A 16,722-nucleotide genomic window follows, 5' to 3' on the forward strand; every position below is an offset into this window, starting at 1 on the left:
GGTTACTCTGCGGTGTTAGCGTCAATGGCGCAGGCGGGTTTGCCGGCAGCGTATTTAAGGCTTGGATCGACCAGCGCGTCGAAGTGCTTGAGTGCCTCGGAGCCGATCAGCAGCGGGTACTGGAAGGCGCTGCGGTCGGTGAGGTTGACTTCGATTTCGCGCAGGGCATTGCCCATGCATATGTTCAGGGCGATCACCGGGCGGGCGGTGTAGGCCTTGCCTTCGTCCGGGTCATAGTCGCCGGCGCGGCGCTTGATCTTGCTGACCCGGGCCAGCGGGCGTTCGATCGGGTGGGAGTGGGCGGCGTCGATCGCCAGGTAGAAGCGCACCCACGACTCGCCGTTGCGCTTGAAGCGCTTGATGTCGCGGGCGCTGAGGGAGGCGGTCTTGGCCCCGGTGTCGAGCTTGGCGGCGACCTCCAGGTCGATGTCGCCGAGCCGGGCGTATTCGTTGAGGCCGTAGACAGTCTTGCCTGTCGCCTGGGCCATGACCGGCAACAAACAAAGGCTGAGCAACAGCAGGAGTGGCGAAAGTCTCATAGATCCTGGCGCAATGCTGTGGAGGGTACGGGCAAGGCCACCGGCAATTTCTGCGCTAGCTCCTCGTTCGTCTGACACAAATAAATGACAGACACACTATCCATGCCACAAAAAATGAGGCGGCGGCATTCTATCACGGTGATGGTTCAGCGCTAGCCGCGCCACTCTGACAACGTTCGCGGTGTTGAAGTTCGCTCTTAGACGATTGTCGACAATATTGATTTTGTCTTTGACTCCATCAATCGATTTGGCTAGTTTTGTCGCATTGATTTTCAAAGGTGTCGACAATCATGCTGGATACAGCCCAAGCCCCGGGAATCGTTCAAGACGAGTCGGAAACCCTTTCCGAAAACGTCTTCCGGCGTATCCAGGCGGCCATCGTCAAGGGCGAGATCGCCCCTGGCAGCAAGATCTCCGAGCCCGAGCTGGCGCGCACCTATGGTATTAGCCGCGGCCCGCTGCGCGAGGCCATCCACCGCCTGGAAGGCCAGCGCCTGCTGGTGCGGGTGCCGCATGTCGGGGCGCGGGTGGTGTCCCTCAGCCATGCCGAGCTGATCGAGCTCTATGAGATCCGTGAGTCCCTCGAAGGCATGGCCTGCCGTCTGGCTGCGGAGCGCATGAGCGTAGCCGAGATCGAGGAGCTGCGCCGGGTGCTGGATACGCACGAGCGCGATGCCGCGTTCCAGGCGGGGGTCGGCTACTACCAGCAGGAAGGCGATTACGACTTCCACTACCGGATCATCCAGGGCAGCGGCAACAAGACCTTGGTCAAGATGCTCTGCGGCGAGCTGTACCAACTGGTACGCATGTACCGCATCCAGTTCTCGGCCACGCCCAACCGGCCGCGCCAGGCCTTCGCCGAACACCACCGGATTCTCGATGCCATCGCCGACCGTGACGGCGAGCTGGCGGAACTCCTGATGCGCCGTCACATCGGCGCTTCCAAACGCAATATCGAGCGTCACTACCTGGACGCCACTAACCCACGAGGTGAGTCATGAGTCAGAAAAGCAGTCCCGGCCAGCGCTTTCGCGACGCGGTAGCCGCCGAGCACCCGCTGCAGGTGGTCGGTACCATCAATGCCAACCACGCCCTGCTGGCCAAGCGCGCCGGGTTCAAGGCCATCTACCTCTCCGGTGGCGGTGTTGCCGCCGGCTCGCTGGGCCTGCCTGACCTGGGCATCACCGGCCTGGACGACGTGCTCACCGACGTGCGCCGCATCACCGACGTCTGCGACCTGCCGCTGCTGGTGGATGTCGACACCGGCTTCGGGGCTTCGGCGTTCAACGTCGCCCGTACCGTGAAGTCGATGATCAAGTTCGGAGCCGCCGCCATCCATATCGAGGACCAGGTCGGCGCCAAGCGCTGCGGCCACCGTCCGAACAAGGAAATCGTCTCGCAGCAGGAAATGGTCGACCGCATCAAGGCCGCCGTCGATGCCCGTACCGATGACAGCTTCGTGATCATGGCGCGCACCGACGCCCTGGCCGTGGAAGGCCTGGAAGCCGCCCTGGACCGCGCTGCCGCGTGCATCGAGGCCGGCGCCGACATGATCTTCCCGGAAGCCATCACCGAACTGTCGATGTACAAGACCTTCGCCGAGCGCGTGCGCGCGCCGATCCTGGCCAACATCACCGAATTCGGCGCCACGCCGCTGTACACCACCGAGGAACTGGCGTCGGCCGACGTGTCCCTGGCCCTGTACCCGCTGTCGGCCTTCCGCGCCATGAACAAGGCCGCCGAGAACGTCTACGCCGCCCTGCGCCGCGACGGCACGCAGAAGAACGTGATCGACACCATGCAGACCCGCATGGAGCTGTACGACGCCATCAACTACCACGCGTTCGAGCAGAGCCTCGACGCCCTGTTCGCGCAGAAGAAGGCCTGACCACAGGTCACTGATTAGCCAATAGCTTCCATAACAAATTCAAGAAAGGAGATAACCCATGGCCGAAGCAAAAGTACTCAGCGGCGCCGGCCTGCGTGGCCAGGTGGCCGGGCAGACCGCACTGTCGACCGTCGGCCAGGCCGGTGCCGGCCTGACCTACCGCGGCTATGACGTACGCGACCTCGCTGCTAACGCGCTGTTCGAGGAAGTCGCCTACCTGCTGCTCTACGGCGAGCTGCCGAACAAGGCCCAGTTGGCCGAATACCAGGCCCGCCTGAAGACCCTGCGCGACCTGCCGCAAGCCCTCAAGGAAGTCCTTGAGCGCATCCCTGCCAATGCCCACCCGATGGACGTGATGCGCACCGGCTGCTCGGTGCTCGGCACCCTGGAGCAGGAGCTGAACTTCGACCAGCAGCGCGACAAGACCGACCGCCTGCTTGCCCTGTTCCCGGCGGTGATGTGCTACTGGTACCGCTTCAGCCACCACGGCGTGCGCATCGACTGCACCAGCGACGAAGACACCATCGGCGGCCACTTCCTGCACCTGCTGCACGGCAAGAAACCGAGCGAATTGCACGTCAAGGTGATGAACGTTTCGCTGATTCTCTACGCCGAGCACGAATTCAACGCCTCGACCTTCACCGCGCGGGTCTGTGCCTCGACCCTGTCCGACCTGTACTCCTGCGTCACCGCGGCCATCGGCTCGCTGCGCGGTCCGCTGCACGGTGGCGCCAACGAGGCGGCGATGGAACTGATCGAGCGCTTCCAGAGCCCGCAGGAAGCGGTCACCGAGCTGCTGAAGATGCTGGAGCGCAAGGACAAGATCATGGGCTTTGGCCATGCGATCTACAAAGAGTCCGACCCGCGCAACGAGGTGATCAAGGGCTGGTCGAAGAAGCTGGCCGACGAAGTGGGTGACAAGGTTCTGTACCCGGTCTCCGAGGCTATCGACAAGACCATGTGGGAGCAAAAGAAGCTGTTCCCGAACGCTGACTTCTACCATGCCTCGGCGTACCACTTCATGGGCATCCCGACCAAGCTGTTTACCCCGATCTTCGTCTGCTCGCGCCTGACCGGCTGGGCGGCGCACGTGTTCGAGCAGCGTGCCAACAACCGCATCATCCGTCCGAGCGCCGAGTACACCGGCGTCGAGCAGCGCGCGTACGTGCCGATTGAGCAGCGCTGAAACAGATATAAAAAAGGCGCCGCCTCCCCCTGTGGGAGCGGGTTCACCCGCGATTGCGGTAGTGGATTCACCAATGCAATCGCGGGTGAACCCGCTCCCAAAGGGGGAGGTGGCGCTCATGAGAAAACCGAATCCGTGACCGAGCCGACCTGACCATGAACACCGAATTCCGCAAGTCCCTGCCAGGCACCGGCCTGGACTATTTCGATGCCCGCGCGGCGGTCGATGCGATCGAGCCGGGCGCCTACGACCGCCTGCCGTACACCTCCCGCGTCCTCGCGGAAAACCTGGTGCGCCGCTGCGATCCGGCAACCCTCAACGCTTCCTTGGGCCAATTGATCGAGCGCAAGCGCGACCTCGACTTCCCCTGGTTCCCGGCCCGCGTGGTCTGCCACGACATTCTCGGCCAGACCGCCCTGGTCGACCTCGCCGGCCTGCGTGACGCCATCGCCGACAAGGGCGGCGACCCGGCCCAGGTCAACCCGGTGGTACCGGTGCAACTGATCGTCGACCACTCCCTGGCCGTGGAATGCGGCGGCTACGACCCGCAGGCGTTCGAGAAGAACCGCGCCATCGAGGACCGCCGCAACGAAGACCGTTTCCATTTCATCAACTGGACCAAGAAGGCGTTCAAGAACGTCGACGTGATCCAGCCAGGCAACGGCATCATGCACCAGATCAACCTGGAGAAGATGTCCCCGGTGATCCATGCCGAACGCGGCGTGGCCTATCCCGACACCTGCGTCGGCACCGACAGCCACACCCCCCACGTCGATGCCCTGGGCGTGATCGCCATCGGCGTCGGCGGCCTTGAGGCCGAAAACGTGATGCTCGGCCGTGCCTCGTGGATGCGCCTGCCGGAAATCGTCGGCGTCGAGTTGTCCGGCAAGCCGCAGCCGGGCATCACTGCCACCGACGTAGTGCTGGCCCTGACCGAGTTCCTGCGCAAGCAGAAGGTGGTCGGCGCCTACCTGGAGTTCCACGGCGAGGGCGCCCGCGCGCTGACCCTCGGCGACCGTGCCACCATCTCCAACATGGCCCCGGAATACGGCGCCACCGCGGCGATGTTCGCCATCGACCAGCAGACCATCGACTACCTCAAGCTGACCGGTCGTGAAGAGCAGCAGGTCCAGTTGGTGGAAACCTACGCCAAGGCCGCAGGCCTGTGGGCCGACAGCCTGGTCAAGGCGGAGTACGAGCGCGTGCTGCATTTCGACCTGTCCAGCGTCGTGCGCAACATGGCCGGCCCGTCCAACCCGCATGCCCGTGTCGCCACCAGCGACCTGGCGGCCAAGGGCATCGCCGGCGCCTGGGAAGAAGTCCCGGGGCAGATGCCGGACGGCGCGGTGATCATCGCTGCCATCACCAGTTGTACCAACACCAGCAACCCGCGCAACGTCATTGCCGCCGGCCTGCTGGCGCGCAATGCCAACAAGCTCGGCCTGGCGCGCAAGCCGTGGGTCAAGTCGTCCCTGGCGCCCGGTTCGAAGACCGTCGCCCTGTACCTCGACGAAGCCGGCCTGACCGACGAACTGGAGCAACTGGGCTTCGGCGTCGTGGCGTTCGCCTGCACCACCTGCAACGGCATGTCCGGTGCGCTGGATCCGAAGATCCAGCAGGAAATCATCGACCGCGACCTGTACGCCACCGCCGTGCTTTCCGGTAACCGCAACTTCGACGGGCGCATCCACCCTTACGCCAAGCAGGCTTTCCTCGCCTCGCCGCCGCTGGTGGTGGCCTATGCCATCGCCGGCACCATCCGCTTCGATATCGAGAAGGATGTGCTGGGCGTGGTCGACGGCAAGGAAATCCGTCTCATGGATATCTGGCCGAGCGACGAGGAAATCGACGCTGTGGTCCGCGCATCGGTGAAGCCGGAGCAGTTCCGTCAGGTGTACATCCCGATGTTCACCATCGAGGAAGACAAGGGGCCGAAAGTCGCGCCGCTGTACGACTGGCGCCCGATGAGCACCTATATCCGCCGTCCGCCGTACTGGGAAGGCGCCCTGGCCGGCGAGCGGACGCTCAAGGGTATGCGGCCGCTGGCGGTGCTGCCGGACAACATCACCACCGACCACCTGTCGCCGTCCAACGCCATCATGATGGACAGTGCCGCTGGCGAATACCTGGCGAAGATGGGCCTGCCGGAAGAGGACTTCAACTCCTACGCCACCCACCGCGGTGACCACCTCACTGCTCAGCGCGCCACCTTTGCCAACCCGAAACTGTTCAACGAAATGGTCCAGGAGAACGGCAAGGTCAAGCAGGGTTCGCTGGCGCGGATCGAGCCGGAAGGCAAGGTCACCCGCATGTGGGAAGCCATCGAGACCTATATGGAGCGCAAGCAGCCGCTGATCATCGTCGCCGGTGCCGACTACGGCCAGGGCTCGTCCCGTGACTGGGCGGCCAAGGGCGTGCGCCTGGCGGGTGTCGAGGCCATCGTCGCCGAGGGCTTCGAGCGCATCCACCGCACCAACCTGGTGGGCATGGGTGTATTGCCGCTGGAGTTCAAGCCGGGGACCGACCGCAAGACCCTGGAGCTGGACGGCAGCGAATTGTACGACGTGGTCGGCCAGCGCACGCCGCGGGCGACCCTGACCCTGGTGGTCACTCGCAAGAACGGCGAGCGCGTCGAGGTGCCGGTGACCTGCCGCCTGGATACCGCGGAAGAGGTGTCGATCTACGAGGCGGGCGGGGTGTTGCAGCGGTTTGCCCAGGATTTCCTGGAAGGGACTGCCTGATAAAGAGCGGCAAGGCCCGGACAGCGAGGCTGGCTGTCCGGGCCTCATCGCAGGCTTCGCCAGCTCCCACAGGGTCCGCGGCGACACGGACCCTGTGGGAGCAGGCGAAGCCTGCGATGGGGTTTCCACACATCGAATGACAGGAACAGACTCAAATGCCCCACGTACCGCAAATCAAGATTCCCGCCACCTACATCCGTGGCGGCACCAGCAAGGGTGTGTTCTTCAATCTCCAGGACCTGCCCGAAGCCGCGCAACTCCCCGGCGCCGCTCGCGATGCCCTGCTACTGCGGGTAATCGGCAGTCCCGACCCCTACGGCAAGCAGATCGACGGCATGGGCGGGGCCACCTCCAGCACCAGCAAGACGGTGATCCTCTCGCGCAGCATCAAGCCCGGGCATGACGTCGATTACCTGTTCGGCCAGGTCTCCATCGACAAGGCCTTCGTCGACTGGAGCGGCAACTGCGGCAACCTGTCGGCGGCGGTGGGTTCCTTCGCCATCAGCGCCGGGCTGGTGGACGCCAGCCGCATCCCGCAGAACGGCATGGCCACCGTGCGCATCTGGCAGGCCAATATCGGCAAGACCATCATCGCCCATGTGCCGATCACCAACGGCGAAGTCCAGGAAACCGGTGATTTCGAGCTGGATGGCGTGACCTTTCCGGCGGCCGAGGTGCAGCTGGAATTCCTCGATCCGGCGGCGGATGAAGACGGTGACGGCGGCTCGATGTTCCCCACTGGCAACCTGGTGGATCAGCTCGAAGTTCCGGGCGTTGGCACTCTGGAAGTGACCATGATCAATGCAGGCATCCCCACCATCTTCGTCAAGGCGCAGACAATCGGCTACACCGGTACCGAACTGCAGGACGCGATCAATGGCGATGCCGAGGCGCTGGCGCGGTTCGAGACCATCCGTGCCCACGGTGCGGTGCGCATGGGGCTGATCAAGCATGTCGACGAGGCGGCGGGGCGTCAGCACACGCCGAAGGTGGCCTTTGTTGCGCCACCGGCGGATTACCTGTCGTCCAGTGGCAAGCAGGTCAAGGCTGGAGATATCGACCTGCTGGTACGGGCGCTGTCCATGGGCAAGCTGCACCACGCGATGATGGGCACGGCGGCGGTGGCCATCGGCACGGCGGCGGCGATTCCGGGCACGCTGGTGAACCTGGCGGCCGGTGGCGGCGAGCGTGAGGCGGTGCGCTTCGGCCATCCGTCCGGCACCTTGCGCGTGGGGGCGCAGGCGCAGCAGGTGAGCGGTGAGTGGACCGTGACCAAGGCCATCATGAGCCGCAGTGCGCGGGTGTTGATGGAAGGGTGGGTGAGGGTGCCGGGGGATTCGTTCTAAGGCATTTTCGCTGCATTCAAAAGCGGTGCTCGTCGCAAGGCGGGCGCCGCTTTCTTGTTTCTGGATCAGAGGATTTGTTGTTCTTGCGGGCCTCATCGCTGGCAACGCCAGCTCCCACAGGGATCGCGTGCACCGCCGAACTCTGTGGGAGCTGGCGTTGCCAGCGATGAGGCCCGAGAGAGCACTGCATTTCCATCAGGCATAAAAAAAGCCCCGCTATCTCAGCGGGGCTCTTTCAACGCAGTTACAGCTTAAACCTGAACAGCCGGGATCTTGGCGTTCGCAGCCGCTTCACGGAACTCGGCGATCTGGTCGAAGCTCAGGTAGCGGTAAACGTCGGCAGCCATGCTGTCGATGTTCTTCGCGTACTCCATGTACTCCTCGACGGTCGGCAGCTTGCCGATGATCGAAGCGACCGCGGCCAGCTCGGCCGATGCCAGGTACACGTTGGTGGCGTCGCCCAGGCGGTTCGGGAAGTTACGGGTCGAAGTGGAGACCACGGTCGAACCGGTCTGCACACGTGCCTGGTTACCCATGCACAGCGAGCAGCCTGGCATTTCCATGCGCGCGCCAGCCTTGCCGTAGATGCCGTAGTAGCCTTCCTCGGTCAGCTGGTGGGCGTCCATCTTGGTTGGCGGAGCCAGCCACAGACGGGTTGGAATGCCACCCTTGACCTTGTCCAGCAGCTTGCCGGCAGCGCGGAAGTGGCCGATGTTGGTCATGCACGAACCGATGAACACTTCGTCGATCTTCTCGCCCTGTACCGAAGACAGCAGGCGGGCATCGTCCGGGTCGTTCGGCGCGCAGAGTACAGGCTCCTTGACGTCGGCCAGGTCGATTTCGATGATCTCGGCGTATTCGGCATCGGCGTCGGCCGACAGCAGTACCGGGTTGGCCAGCCAGGCTTCCATGGCCTGGGCGCGACGCTCCAGGGTGCGTGGATCGCCGTAGCCTTCACCGATCATCCAGCGCAGCAGAGTGATGTTGGACTGCAGGTACTCGGCGATGGCCTTTTCCGGCAGCTTGATGGTGCAGCCAGCAGCAGAACGCTCGGCCGAGGCGTCGGACAGTTCGAACGCTTGCTCGACGGTCAGGTCGTTCAGGCCTTCGATCTCCAGGATGCGGCCGGAGAAGGCGTTGATCTTGCCTTTCTTCTCGACGGTCAGCAGGCCTTTCTGGATCGCGTAGTAAGGAATCGCGTGAACCAGGTCGCGCAGGGTGATGCCAGGCTGCAGCTTGCCCTTGAAGCGAACCAGGATCGACTCCGGCATGTCCAGCGGCATGACGCCGGTGGCAGCGGCGAAGGCTACCAGGCCGGAACCGGCCGGGAACGAGATGCCGATCGGGAAGCGGGTGTGCGAGTCGCCGCCGGTGCCGACGGTGTCAGGCATCAGCATGCGGTTCAGCCAGCTGTGGATGATGCCGTCGCCAGGACGCAGGGACACGCCGCCACGGGTGCGGATGAAGTCCGGCAGGGTGTGGTGGGTGGTGACGTCGATCGGCTTCGGATAGGCCGCGGTGTGGCAGAACGACTGCATGACCAGGTCGGCGGAGAAGCCCAGGCACGCCAGGTCTTTCAGCTCGTCGCGGGTCATCGGGCCAGTGGTGTCCTGGGAACCGACGGTGGTCATCTTCGGCTCGCAGTAGGTGCCCGGACGAACGCCGGTCACGCCGCAGGCCTTGCCGACCATCTTCTGCGCCAGGGTGTAGCCCTTGCCGGTGTCGGCAGGCTGCTCTGGCTTCTTGAACAGGTCGGAAGAACCCAGGCCCAGTTCGGCACGGGCTTTTTCGGTCAGGCCACGGCCGACGATCAGCGGGATACGGCCGCCAGCGCGGACTTCGTCCAGCAGGACTTCGGTCTTCAGCTCGAAGGTGGTGACCAGCTCGTCGCTTTCGTGACGGCGCACTTCACCCTTGAACGGGTACACGTCGATGACGTCGCCCATGGCCAGGTTGGTGCAGTCGAATTCGATCGGCAGTGCACCGGCGTCTTCCATGGTGTTGTAGAAGATCGGGGCGATCTTGGTGCCGAAGCAGAAACCACCGGCGCGCTTGTTCGGCACGTACGGGATGTCGTCGCCGAAGAACCACAGCACGGAGTTGGTTGCGGATTTGCGCGAGGAACCGGTACCGACCACGTCACCGACGTAGGCGACCGGGAAGCCCTTGGCCTTGACCGCTTCGATCTGGGCCAGCGGGCCGACCGAACCTGGCTGCGAAGGCTCGATGCCGTCGCGGGCCATCTTCAGCATGGCCAGGGCGTGCAGCGGGATGTCAGGGCGCGACCAGGCGTCCGGGGCAGGGGACAGGTCGTCGGTGTTGGTTTCGCCAGGCACCTTGAACACGGTCAGGGTGTACTTGTCGGCGATGGCCGGACGCGAGGTGAACCACTCGCCGGCAGCCCAGGATTCCAGCACGGCCTTGGCGTGGACGTTGCCCGACTTGGCTTTCTCGGCCACGTCGTGGAACGCATCGAACATCAGCAGGGTGCCTTTCAGCTGCTCAGCTGCGACGGCGCCCAGTTCGGCGTCATCCAGCAGCTCGACCAGGGTGGCGATGTTGTAGCCGCCCTGCATGGTGCCCAGCAGTTCGATGGCACGCTTGCGGTCGATCAGCGGGGATTTGGCTTCGTTTTTGGCGATGGCGGAGAGGAAGGCGGCCTTGACGTAGGCGGCTTCGTCGACTCCCGGCGGAACGCGGTCGGTGATCAGTTCAACGAGGAAGGCTTCTTCGCCGGCCGGCGGGTTTTTCAGCAGCTCGACCAGGCCTGCAGTTTGTTCGGCGTTAAGCGGCTGGGGAACGATACCCAGGGCTGCGCGCTCTTCGATATGTTTGCGGTAGGCTTCAAGCACAGTCATTACCCTCATCAGTGGTCCCAAATGGGTGTCCGGGACGCTCATCCAGAAAATCCGCACTCATGCGCAAATACGGCTTTTTGAGCCGCGTAGCCAGAGTTGCAGGAAATCCTTACAGAAGCTGCTTTCAAAGTTTTACGCCTGTAGAACGGAGGCTGATGAGGGCTGGTGCGGGACATTCAGGGCTGAATCTCCCGAACCAACGCCGTTCTACCGGATGAACTGTGCTCGTGACGCTTTGAAAACAGCTTCTAACGGACATTGGTGCCTTAAAAAGGCGGTGTGATTCTACGGCAATTTACGGATAAAGGTAAGGCGACGGTGAAGACTTTAACGAGTGACCCCCGTTAGACAAAGGGCTAACATGGCCCCTTGTTTCATTGCCATGCTGTCGATCTGCCCATGTCCAATCAGTCCATCAAGACGCCTTGCGTCGGCCTCTGTTCCACGGTTTACGGGGATACGGTGTGCCGCGGCTGCAAGCGTTTCCACCACGAAGTGATCCACTGGAACGGCTACAACGACGACGAGAAGCGCGCCGTCTGGCTGCGCCTGGAGCAGCTTCTGGTGCAGGTGATGACGGCCAAGCTGGAGGTGTTCGACGTGCAGCGCCTGCGCCAGCAACTGGAGCAGCGCAAGATCCGCTACGTGGCCCATCAGTCGGAATATTGCTGGGCGTACCAGTTGATCGCCCGCGGGGCGCGGGTGATTCGCGAGCTGGAGGCCTATGGGCTGGCGTTGTTGCCGGAGTTTCGTGATTGGGAGCTGCCGGAACTGCGCGACGCCATCGATACCGAGTTCTTTTTGCTCTCGGAAGCCCATTACCAGCGCTATATCGCGCCGGGGTTCCTCAAGGATGCCCTGGGCTGACGCGGACCTTGTGGGAGCGGGTGAACCCACAAGGTCCGCGTCGCGCTTGAGTTTTTCAGCCCTGGGCCAGCTCATTCAGATGAGAGGCCACCGCCGCCGTCTTCAGCACCAGCACATCACTCTCCAGCGAATCCAGCACCACCTCCGCGGTATTGCCGATCAACGCCCCGGTAATCCCGGTTCGCGCCACCGTGCCGATCACCGTCACCACTGCATCCAGCTTGCTCGCGGTGTATGGAATCAGCACATCCGCCGGCCCTTCGGCCACGTGCAGGCGCTCGTCGGCGATGTCGAACTCGGCCTGGAACGCCGCGCATTCCTCGCGATAGCGCGCTTCGATGGTTTCCTTCAACTGGTACACCGGATCCGCGGCCGACAGCATCGGCGACGGATGGGCGCTGATCACGTGCAGATCGCCCTTGGCCAGCCCGGCGATGGCGTAGCCGTGGTCGATGATGTCGCCGTGGAGGACGCGGTGGTCCTGGTCGTTGTTGCCCACGTCCACCGCCGCGAGGATCACTCCGCCGGTCCATGGCCGCTCGGTCTTGACCATCAGCACCGCCGCCGGGCACAGGCGCAGCAGCTTCCAGTCGCTCGGGGTGAGCAGGGCCTTCTTCAGCGGGTTGTCCGGGCGGTGCTCCTTGATTACCAACTCGCAGCCCTCGGCTTGCTGCACGTCGATGATCGATTCGTGCAGGGTGTCGTGCCAGGCCTGCTCGAAGGTCACGTTGTCGAAGCCATCGTCGTGCAACTGGCTGCACAGCAGGCTGAGCAGGGCGCTGTGGTCGTGCTTGCGGTCGCACATCAGCAGGTGCAGGCGCGCGCCGGTGGCGCCGGCGATGAGTTTGGCCCGGGTCAGGGCGCGACTATGGGCGTGCTCGGGATCGAGGACCACCAGAATGCTGCGGACGGCTTGCATGAGCATGAACTCCCTTGGGGAAATGACGAGCAATGCCTGACTATAGTCGGCGGTCCGGACGATGCGGCTTGATGCATATCAAAGCATAGTCACTGGTGATCGCCGCTCGCGCCGGTATAATCGCCGGCCCTGTCGTCCACCTGCCGTTCGTGAATCAATGGAACTCATCCCCGAAATCGACGCTTTCCTCGGTTGCCGCACCCCCGATGCCTGGGTGCAAGCGGCGCTGGCCGACCAGGAAACCATGCTGATCGATCACAAGAACTGCGAATTCAAGGCCGCGAGCACTGCCCTGAGCCTGATCGCCAAGTACAACGCGCATATCGACCTGATCAACATGATGTCGCGCCTGGCCCGCGAGGAATTGGTCCATCACGAGCAGGTGCTGCGCTTGATGAAGCGCCGCAAGATCCCGCTGCGTCCGGTATCCGCTGGTCGCTACGCCTCGGGTCTGCGTCGCGTGGCCCGGGCCCATGAGCCGGCCAAGCTGGTGGACACCCTGGTGATCGGTGCCTTTATCGAGGCGCGCAGTTGCGAGCGTTTCGCCGCGCTGGTGCCGCACCTGGACGAGGAACTGGGCAAGTTCTACCACGGCCTGCTCAAGAGCGAGGCACGGCACTATCAGGGTTACCTGAAGCTGGCCCTGCAGTACGGTGATGCCGAGGATATCCAGCGCACCGTGGACAAGGTGCGCGAGGTAGAGGTGGAGTTGATTCTTTCGCCGGACGTGGAATTCCGTTTCCACAGTGGCGTTCCGGCCTGATTCAGTGCGGCGCGAAGGTTCCTTCGCGCCTTCTTAGCAAGCGTGTGCAGCCAGGCGGTTGCTGACCTTGCGTCCCAACACCAGTACCGTGACGAAGCCGCAGCCCACCAGAGCCGTGGCCAGGGTCATCAGCACTGCGCTGCCCATCTGGTCGACGATGCGCCCGCCGAAGAACGAGCCCAGGGCGATGATCACCTGGAACATCGCGACGAACAGCGGCATGCCCCGTTCCACGTCCTTCGGTGCGACCACGAACATCCAGATGCTGGCGCAGGCCGGGAACGCGCCGAAGGCGAAGCCCCACAGGCCGATCAGCATCGCCGCGCCGGTCAGGTTCGTCGCGAAGTGCGGGAACAGGAAGGTACTGATGCCGATCAGCAGCGCCACCAGTAGCAGGGTGTGGCGCACGCTGCGGTTGGCGGCGAAGCCGGCGAAGATGTTCCCCGCGACCCCGGCGATGCCGTAGAGCAGCAGCAATGAGCCGATGGTCGGGCCGTCGAAGCCGGCGCGCTCTTTAAAGAACGGCGCGACATAGGTGTAGGCAGCGAAGTGCGCCAGGCCGATCAGCAGCACCGCGATCAGACCGATGCGGGCTTGCGGGTTGATGAACAGGGCCGGCAGGTCGCTGACGCGGATAGCTTTTTCCGGGTTCAGGCGCGGCAGCAGGAACACCTGGGCCAGCAGCACCGGCACGCCGACCAGGGCGGTGGCGAGGAAGGTCATGCGCCAGCCCATCAGGCCGCTCAGCCAGGTGCCGACGGGTACGCCGAGTACGGTGGCGAGGGTGACGCCGACCATGATGATCGAGGTGGCTTGAGCGACCCCCACGCCCTTGGGCGCCAGGCGTCCGCTCAGGGCAATGGCGGTTGCCCAGAATCCACCAATACTGATGCCCAGCAGCACGCGGCCGAACAGCAGCAGGCTGAAGTCACCGGCGAAGGCCACGACGGCGTTGGCGATGATCATGATCAGGGTCAGGCCGACCAGCAGGTAACGGCGGTCCAGGGCGCCGATGCCCACGGAGAGCAGCGGCGCGGCGAGGGCGGCCATGATCCCGGGCAGGGTGACCATCAGGCCGGCCTGGCCGGCGCTGATGCCGAGGTCGGCGGCGACGTCGTTGAGCACGCCGACCGGGAGAAATTCACTGGTGACCAGGGCAAAGGCGCCGATGGCGACGGAAAGGATGGCGAGCCACTGCTGGGTGAGGCTGCGTTGGTTTTCTTCGGGTAGGCCGCTGAAGGCCTGGCTGGCGCTTGGCATGTTGTCGGATTCCAAGGATGGGCGCCTGGAAAGGCGGGGGAGGGGTAAAGGCAGGCGATTATAAGAGGCGGTTTTGCGCAGCCGACAGGCGGGCGGTTCGATAGTAATCATCAGTGGGATTGATAAGTCGCGCTGTCATCAAGAACAGGGCTCGAACGGTCGACCAGGACCTTGTGGGGGCGGGTTCACCGGGACGCCGGACCGCCGCGATAGCGATAGTGAATCCACTACCGTCATCGTCCCACAAGGGCCCCAGACTCCCGGTGCTAGTCTTCCTCCACCTCGACCCATTCACAGTTGGTCAGCGCGGTGCCGCCGACACACATGTAGTAGGCGTCGGGAACGATGCCACCTTGGTGAACGGTGCCGACCGGTCCAGAGCGACGGGAAGGGGACAGACCTATTTTTCACGACGTGCCCATCCCCTCTGTTCGTCTAACTGACCTCTACCTCCCTTGCTCCCTTACGCAGTAACGACTCAACCAACGCCAGGCAGATTTCCAGCGAATGCTGAGTCGCCCAAGCCAACCCCTGCGTCGGCTTGCTCGCAGACTCACAGACCTGAAAGTTGGTTTCATAAGCCGAAGTCAGCGATGCCGAGAGATGCACCAGCGCATCTTCCAGGCTGACGCCCTCACAGACACTGAATACCGGAGGATGAGTGCCATTGCACGATCCGAAGTGGGTGTGTGCGGTAGTGGGTGGTGAAACAGGTGGATCAGGAACGATCTTTTTCATGTTCTCGGATTCCTTGATTGATGAATCCGTCACCCGTCGCTACCAAACGATTGGGTGGCGGCTGTGCGCAGGTTGGTAGACCGGGAATCAAGGAACCCGGCGCACCCGAAGGCGCCCCACGCACAGCCCCCATGAAGCGAAACGGCGAGTGCTGGAAAGCACCCGTCATCCGAGGGGAAACCGTGCGTCTTGATTCCACGGGCTACCAAACCCGGTCGCCAAACCACAGCGACCGGCGAAGGTTAGGTGCCGATTTTCAAGAGCGCAACGGCTGATAAGGCGGAAAAGTATGCTTGGGAAATTGCCTACATGAAAGTCGGATGGTGGTGAAGTTTTGTCGGGGTTATTTGCAATTGCGATGGGCTTCTGGTGCGGTGGTTGTCAGGAATTTCGCGGTCACAGTTGAGACACTGGGGTCGCTTCGCGGCCCTTCACGAGCAAGCTCGATCCACGTCCAGGAAGCAGCTCCATGCATCCCTGGTTCTCCCTTCAAGGTGTTCATCAATCAACCCCGCCACCACCTCGGCGTGGCTCCATCCAAGATCATGCCCAGCCTGCGGAAACACCTCCAACCGCGAATCCGGAATCAATTCCGCCAGCTTCTCGCCTACCCGAACCGGACTGATCGGATCGGCGCCACCCCAAAGCAGTAATACAGGCATGCGCAGTTCATGCAGGCGAGCACTGAGGTCAGTGCGATCCTCCAGGAACCACCGCGGCAGGTTCGGATTCTCTGCCTCGAACTCCGCACGCCAGTCCTCTGCACCGAACGCAGAGAGATCCAGCCCCCCCGAGGTCACGGACAAGACCAGATGGCTGATCAAGTCCGGCCGCTCCAGTGCCATATGTACCGCGACAACGCCGCCCATGGACTGCGCCACCAGGGCGGCGGGTTTGTCGATCTTGCCGAGAGCGAGCGCTGCCAGGTGCTCCAGGCAGGTGATCCGCGGCTCTGGCGGCGTCGCGCCGAAACCTGGCCAGCCCATATGCTGCTTGTCGATTGGTGTTTGCAATGCGTCGGCGACCGGCTGCCAGAACCGGGTGTTGCCGGAAGCGCCGGGCAGGAAAAGCACTTTTTCGGGGGAGGGGGACACGGCTTGCTCCATGCGTTGTCAGTCGGGTTGATGGCTGCGCAGAATACGCGAGGCGACGGTATGTCCCATATACGCATCTCGATAAGGAAGCCAGGCAAATGGAAGTACGTTGTAACTCGCTGGACGAAGTCCGCCAGCACATCGATGAAATCGACCGCTCCCTCGTTGCACTGCTGGCCAGGCGCGGGCAGTTCGTGGCGCAAGCGGCGGGTTTCAAGAAGACCACCGATGATGTCCGTGCGCCGGCGCGGGTCGAGCAGGTTATTGGCAAGGTTCGTGAGATGGCGGAACAGTCAGGCGCTTCGCCTGCGGTGGTGGAACAGGTCTACCGGGCTATGATTGCGGCGTTCATTGCCCAGGAACTGGATGCTCATGCGAAGTTGGGTGCCGATACTTCAGCCTGAGCTCCGGGGTTGGCAGGTTCACCGCGGATTCAGGTGGCGACGGTGTGGGAGCGGTCCGGCGTCCCGGTGAACCCCGTACAAGGAGCTGGCTTGCCTGCGCGGTCCTTCGCAGGCAAGGC

The 16,722-nt window shown here is 63.4% G+C and carries 14 protein-coding genes; 8 read left to right on the forward strand and 6 right to left on the reverse strand.

The features are described 5' to 3' along the window. Nucleotides 1–2: 2 nt before the first annotated feature. Nucleotides 3–539: a retropepsin-like aspartic peptidase RloA gene (rloA, locus tag AC5QPF_RS10590; protein WP_494963167.1), complete on the reverse strand. Its 537-nt coding sequence runs from the start codon at nucleotides 537–539 to the stop codon at nucleotides 3–5. 290 nt (nucleotides 540–829) lie between these two features. Here rloA and AC5QPF_RS10595 point away from each other — a divergent pair, with 290 nt between their 5' ends. The 5 genes from AC5QPF_RS10595 to prpF all read left to right on the forward strand — a co-directional run bounded on the left by AC5QPF_RS10595 (nucleotide 830) and on the right by prpF (nucleotide 7,700). After that, nucleotides 830–1,540 carry an FCD domain-containing protein gene (locus AC5QPF_RS10595; RefSeq protein WP_494963168.1) on the forward strand — a complete coding sequence of 237 codons (711 nt, stop codon included), beginning with the start codon at nucleotides 830–832 and terminating at the stop codon, nucleotides 1,538–1,540. Beyond that, nucleotides 1,537–2,427 (forward strand): methylisocitrate lyase, encoded by an 891-nt coding sequence (gene prpB, locus AC5QPF_RS10600; RefSeq protein WP_330074710.1) that lies wholly within the window; start codon nucleotides 1,537–1,539, stop codon nucleotides 2,425–2,427. The genes AC5QPF_RS10595 and prpB overlap by 4 nt, the downstream gene beginning before the upstream one ends. Nucleotides 2,428–2,485: 58 nt before the next feature. Continuing rightward, entirely contained in the window at nucleotides 2,486–3,613 is a 1,128-nt protein-coding gene (gene prpC, locus AC5QPF_RS10605) for a bifunctional 2-methylcitrate synthase/citrate synthase (protein WP_494963169.1), read from the forward strand. A gap of 155 nt (nucleotides 3,614–3,768) precedes the next feature. Continuing rightward, on the forward strand, nucleotides 3,769–6,354 hold the full coding sequence (gene acnD / locus AC5QPF_RS10610; protein ID WP_494963170.1) for a Fe/S-dependent 2-methylisocitrate dehydratase AcnD: 2,586 nt from the start codon (nucleotides 3,769–3,771) through the stop codon (nucleotides 6,352–6,354). A gap of 155 nt (nucleotides 6,355–6,509) precedes the next feature. Continuing rightward, nucleotides 6,510–7,700, forward strand: a complete 1,191-nt coding sequence (prpF, locus tag AC5QPF_RS10615) for a 2-methylaconitate cis-trans isomerase PrpF (RefSeq protein ID WP_494963171.1) — start codon at nucleotides 6,510–6,512, stop codon at nucleotides 7,698–7,700. A gap of 251 nt (nucleotides 7,701–7,951) precedes the next feature. Here the strand turns inward: prpF and acnB are convergent, their stop codons facing one another. Further along, nucleotides 7,952–10,552, reverse strand: a complete 2,601-nt coding sequence (acnB, locus tag AC5QPF_RS10620) for a bifunctional aconitate hydratase 2/2-methylisocitrate dehydratase (protein WP_494964154.1) — start codon at nucleotides 10,550–10,552, stop codon at nucleotides 7,952–7,954. A 405-nt stretch (nucleotides 10,553–10,957) separates the two neighbouring features. Here acnB and AC5QPF_RS10625 point away from each other — a divergent pair, with 405 nt between their 5' ends. Continuing rightward, complete coding sequence (locus tag AC5QPF_RS10625) at nucleotides 10,958–11,425, forward strand: DUF1289 domain-containing protein (RefSeq protein ID WP_494963172.1); 468 nt, start codon at nucleotides 10,958–10,960, stop codon at nucleotides 11,423–11,425. A gap of 55 nt (nucleotides 11,426–11,480) precedes the next feature. On the opposite strand, the gene AC5QPF_RS10630 is transcribed toward AC5QPF_RS10625, so the two are convergent. Next, nucleotides 11,481–12,344 (reverse strand): universal stress protein, encoded by an 864-nt coding sequence (locus tag AC5QPF_RS10630; protein ID WP_494963173.1) that lies wholly within the window; start codon nucleotides 12,342–12,344, stop codon nucleotides 11,481–11,483. Between the two features lie 157 nt (nucleotides 12,345–12,501). Here AC5QPF_RS10630 and AC5QPF_RS10635 point away from each other — a divergent pair, with 157 nt between their 5' ends. Then, nucleotides 12,502–13,107 carry a tRNA isopentenyl-2-thiomethyl-A-37 hydroxylase MiaE gene (locus tag AC5QPF_RS10635; RefSeq protein ID WP_494963174.1) on the forward strand — a complete coding sequence of 202 codons (606 nt, stop codon included), beginning with the start codon at nucleotides 12,502–12,504 and terminating at the stop codon, nucleotides 13,105–13,107. A gap of 33 nt (nucleotides 13,108–13,140) precedes the next feature. Here the strand turns inward: AC5QPF_RS10635 and AC5QPF_RS10640 are convergent, their stop codons facing one another. The 3 genes from AC5QPF_RS10640 to AC5QPF_RS10650 form a co-directional block, all read right to left on the reverse strand. Further along, nucleotides 13,141–14,367, reverse strand: a complete 1,227-nt coding sequence (locus tag AC5QPF_RS10640) for an MFS transporter (RefSeq protein WP_494963175.1) — start codon at nucleotides 14,365–14,367, stop codon at nucleotides 13,141–13,143. A gap of 435 nt (nucleotides 14,368–14,802) precedes the next feature. Then, nucleotides 14,803–15,105, reverse strand: a complete 303-nt coding sequence (locus AC5QPF_RS10645) for a hypothetical protein (RefSeq protein ID WP_494963176.1) — start codon at nucleotides 15,103–15,105, stop codon at nucleotides 14,803–14,805. 431 nt (nucleotides 15,106–15,536) lie between these two features. After that, nucleotides 15,537–16,199: an alpha/beta fold hydrolase gene (locus AC5QPF_RS10650; RefSeq protein ID WP_494963177.1), complete on the reverse strand. Its 663-nt coding sequence runs from the start codon at nucleotides 16,197–16,199 to the stop codon at nucleotides 15,537–15,539. A gap of 98 nt (nucleotides 16,200–16,297) precedes the next feature. Here AC5QPF_RS10650 and AC5QPF_RS10655 point away from each other — a divergent pair, with 98 nt between their 5' ends. After that, entirely contained in the window at nucleotides 16,298–16,603 is a 306-nt protein-coding gene (locus AC5QPF_RS10655) for a chorismate mutase (RefSeq protein WP_494963178.1), read from the forward strand. Nucleotides 16,604–16,722 lie beyond the last annotated feature (119 nt).

This window comes from Pseudomonas sp. Con_6, assembly GCF_059379395.1.

Excerpts from the sequence above, each read along its gene's own strand:
- rloA (WP_494963167.1), bottom strand. The coding sequence starts at position 539 with ATGAGACTTTCGCCACTCCTGCTGTTGCTCAGCCTTTGTTTGTTGCCG.
- AC5QPF_RS10595 (WP_494963168.1), top strand. The coding sequence starts at position 830 with ATGCTGGATACAGCCCAAGCCCCGGGAATCGTTCAAGACGAGTCGGAA.
- prpB (WP_330074710.1), top strand. The coding sequence starts at position 1,537 with ATGAGTCAGAAAAGCAGTCCCGGCCAGCGCTTTCGCGACGCGGTAGCC.
- prpC (WP_494963169.1), top strand. The coding sequence starts at position 2,486 with ATGGCCGAAGCAAAAGTACTCAGCGGCGCCGGCCTGCGTGGCCAGGTG.
- acnD (WP_494963170.1), top strand. The coding sequence starts at position 3,769 with ATGAACACCGAATTCCGCAAGTCCCTGCCAGGCACCGGCCTGGACTAT.
- prpF (WP_494963171.1), top strand. The coding sequence starts at position 6,510 with ATGCCCCACGTACCGCAAATCAAGATTCCCGCCACCTACATCCGTGGC.
- AC5QPF_RS10625 (WP_494963172.1), top strand. The coding sequence starts at position 10,958 with ATGTCCAATCAGTCCATCAAGACGCCTTGCGTCGGCCTCTGTTCCACG.
- AC5QPF_RS10630 (WP_494963173.1), bottom strand. The coding sequence starts at position 12,344 with ATGCAAGCCGTCCGCAGCATTCTGGTGGTCCTCGATCCCGAGCACGCC.
- AC5QPF_RS10635 (WP_494963174.1), top strand. The coding sequence starts at position 12,502 with ATGGAACTCATCCCCGAAATCGACGCTTTCCTCGGTTGCCGCACCCCC.
- AC5QPF_RS10640 (WP_494963175.1), bottom strand. The coding sequence starts at position 14,367 with ATGCCAAGCGCCAGCCAGGCCTTCAGCGGCCTACCCGAAGAAAACCAA.
- AC5QPF_RS10645 (WP_494963176.1), bottom strand. The coding sequence starts at position 15,105 with ATGAAAAAGATCGTTCCTGATCCACCTGTTTCACCACCCACTACCGCA.
- AC5QPF_RS10655 (WP_494963178.1), top strand. The coding sequence starts at position 16,298 with ATGGAAGTACGTTGTAACTCGCTGGACGAAGTCCGCCAGCACATCGAT.